We start from the raw sequence: 3,189 nt of genomic DNA, 5'->3' as shown, positions 1-3,189 counted from the left end.
AGCTCGCCCCAGGCCCGCCCGTGCAGGACGACCGGCGCGACGACGCAGCAGCCGCGCCCGCGCCGCCGCAGCGCGGCCACTCTCTGGTGGCAGTACCCGGCACGCCCCGCGGCGGACCCCTCCGCCGTCTCGACCCAGGCGTTGGGCTCGCCCCCGCCCACCCAGCGCTCGTGCAGGAACTCGGTGATCTCGGGGAACCGGTGCACGGGGTACGCCTCGCACTCCGGGAACTCCTCCTCGCCCCGGGTCAGCTCCCCCGTGTTGACCAGGACGCGCAGCCGCCCCAGGTCCCGCTCCCACACGGACAGCGCGGCGAAGCTGCCGCCCAGTGCCCGGCGGGCCCCGTCCGCCGCCGCGCGCCACGACTCCTGCGGGACGTGCGCGGCCGCCATGCCCTGTGCCAGTGCCACCACGGCCCGTAGCCGCACATCGTCACCACCCATCACACCAGGTTAGGTAGTTTTGTACGACTTTGAGACGTCGAAGCCGGGAGAGGTCTTTCCCCGGAGGCGGCCGACTGGAATGATCGGGCCGGAAGTTAACCCACGTTAACCGGGAGAGGGCCATGGCGGAGCAGGGCGGGAAGGGCGAGCAGGGTACGGAGCGGCGGTTCGGGGAGTACGTGGCGGTGCGGCAGCACACCCCGTACGTCGCGGAGCTCTCCCTGGACCGGCCCGGGGCCATGAACGCCGTGTCGTCCGCGATGGCCCGCTCGATCGCCGCCGCGTGCGAGGCGCTGGCCGCCGACCGGGACGTACGCGCGGTCGTGCTGACCTCGACCCACGAGCGGGCCTTCTGCGTCGGCGCCGACCTCAAGGAGCGCAACTCGCTCACGGACGCCGAGCTGGTCCGGCAGCGGCCGGTGGCGCGGGCCGCGTACACCGGGGTGCTGGAGCTTCCGATGCCCACCGTCGCGGCCGTGCACGGGTTCGCGCTCGGCGGCGGTTTCGAGCTGGCGCTCGCCTGCGACCTGATCGTGGCGGACGGCACGGCCGTGGTGGGGCTGCCCGAGGTGTCGGTCGGCGTCATCCCCGGGGGCGGCGGTACGCAGCTGCTGCCGCGCCGGGTCGGTGCGGCGCGGGCGGCCGAGCTGATCTTCTCGGCGCGGCGGGTGGAGGCCGCGGAGGCGCGGGAGCTGGGGCTGGTGGACGAGCTGGTCGCCGACGGGGAGGACCGGGCGTCGGCGCTGGCCCTCGCCTCGCGCATCGCCGGGAACTCGCCGGTGGGGCTCCGGGCGGCGAAGCGGGCACTGCGGCTGGGACACGGGCTGGACCTGCCGGCGGGGCTGGAGATCGAGGACGCGGCATGGCGGTCGGTGGCGTTCTCGGGAGACCGGGCGGAAGGGGTCGCGGCCTTCAACGAGAAGCGCCGCCCGGACTGGCCCGGGGAGTAGTCCCGTCTTTCAGGGGCGCGGGGAACTGCGCGAGCCACCACACACGACCCGCGCCCTGGAACCGCCCTCGACCACGCACACCCGGGGCGCAGCCCCGCCCCCGCACACGCGGAGCGTCAACCCCGCCGGCTCATCAGCCAGGGTTCCACCACGCCCAGCCCCCGCACCGCCCGCTGCCACATCGGCTGGAGGCCGAAGCGGTACCCCGGCGGCTCCTCGCCCTCCTTCTCCGCCGCGATGGCCTCCTCCGCGGCGACCGCCTCGGAGGCGGGCGCGTCCCCCGTTCGGATGAGTTCCTCCGCGAACGCCCCGTCGACCAGGACCGCGTCCTTGGGAGCTATCGACGTCAGCCGGGACGCGAGGTTCACGGTCGTGCCGAACACGTCGCCCATGCGCGTGGTGACCGTGCCGAACGCGATGCCCACCCGCAGTTCGGGCATCGTCTCGTCGTTGGCCATCGTCTCGATCAGGCGCAGCGCGATCTCCGCGGCGATCCCCGCGTCGTCGGCCGCGTACAGCACCTCGTCACCCAGGGTCTTGATGAGCCGTCCCCCGTGCGCCGCGACCAGGTCGGCGGCGGTGGTCTCGAAGGCCTCGACGAGTTCGCCGAGCTCCTCCTCCTCCATCCGCCGGGTCAGCCGCGTGAAGCCGACGAGGTCGGCGAAGCCGACGGCCAGCCGCCGGTCCACCATCTCCTCGTCGTCCGCGGCCTGCACGACACGCCCGGTCGCGGCGGCGAGCTGGCGCCGCCAGACGTAGACCAGGAACTCCTCCAGCTCGGGCAGCAGCAGCTCGATGAGGGGATAGGTGACCTCGGTGCGCGTCATGCCCGGTTCCGGGGGCTCGGTGAGCCCTTCCAGGAAGGAGTCGATCTGCCACTCGGCCAGCCTGGCCGTGGTCTGGCCGGTGGAACGCGCCACCTGGACCGCCATCGCCTCGCTGAGCAGCCCCGCCTCGACGAGACCGGCCAGCCGCCGCAGGGCCAGGACGTCCGCCTCCGTGAGCGCCTTGGCCTGGCCGATGTCGGCGAAACCCATGGCCCGCCAGAAACGGGAGGCCAGCTCCATGGAGACACCCGCGCTGCGGGCCGCCTGGAAGGGGGTGTAGCGCCGCTCGGCGCCGAGGATGAGCTGTTCGAGCCGGAGCGCGAGCGGGTCCCCGTCGGACTCTGCGGCGTCCTGGTCGGTCCGGCTGTCCTGCGCGTCCGTCCGGCCCCGCGGATCCGTCCGGTCAGCGGCCGGGACCCGGCCGTCCTGCGCGTCCACTGCGTGCTGTTCCTCTTCCTTCACGCGCTCCACGCGCGCATGCGCCTCGGCGCGGTCGACCCGCGCGGCATCCGTGCCGGCGACGGGCCCGGCCGTACGGCCCGGCTCACCGCCGGAGGCGGGGCCGCCCGTGCCCGAACCGCTGTCGTCGACCGTCACGCCTGCTGCCCTTCCGATTCGCCGCGGTCAGGTACCGACCGGCCTCAACTCTACGGCAGGTGTGCTCTGGCTCACTCCCTACTGCCGGGGCCGGACGGCCCGTGGACCCCTCCGTACGCGTACGTCCGGCGGACCACTCACTGTCGTACGGGCCGGGCGCGCCCCCTGCTCACCACCGGCACGAACGGGTAAGGAACACCCCGCGTACCCCTCTGGGCCCGTTCGTCACCCATGACCCGTTCGTCCCCCGGCCCGCCCGCCTCCGGCTCCCGCTCGTCCCCGGCTCCCGCTCGCCGCCGGCTCCCGCTCGCCGCCCGTCAGCCGCCGTCCGTGGGGCCCGCCGGGCGCAGGTGCACGATGTCGCCCGCGCCC

2 protein-coding genes and 1 pseudogene are annotated in these 3,189 nt (G+C 74.4%); 1 reads left to right on the top strand and 2 read right to left on the bottom strand.

The window, feature by feature from the left end:
• A pseudogene (locus HO151_RS01495) lies at positions 1–443 on the bottom strand (diguanylate cyclase); the annotation flags it as partial.
• 122 nt (positions 444–565) lie between these two features.
• On the opposite strand from HO151_RS01495, the gene HO151_RS01490 reads away from it, so the two are divergent.
• Positions 566–1,393: an enoyl-CoA hydratase/isomerase family protein gene (locus HO151_RS01490; protein ID WP_173894329.1), complete on the top strand. Its 828-nt coding sequence runs from the start codon at positions 566–568 to the stop codon at positions 1,391–1,393.
• A 116-nt stretch (positions 1,394–1,509) separates the two neighbouring features.
• On the opposite strand, the gene HO151_RS01485 is transcribed toward HO151_RS01490, so the two are convergent.
• Positions 1,510–2,817: an adenylate/guanylate cyclase domain-containing protein gene (locus HO151_RS01485; protein WP_173894328.1), complete on the bottom strand. Its 1,308-nt coding sequence runs from the start codon at positions 2,815–2,817 to the stop codon at positions 1,510–1,512.
• Positions 2,818–3,189: the final 372 nt, after the last annotated feature.

Source organism: Streptomyces sp. 8P21H-1 (genome assembly GCF_013302945.1).
This window is presented reverse-complemented; position numbering and strand designations above follow the sequence as displayed.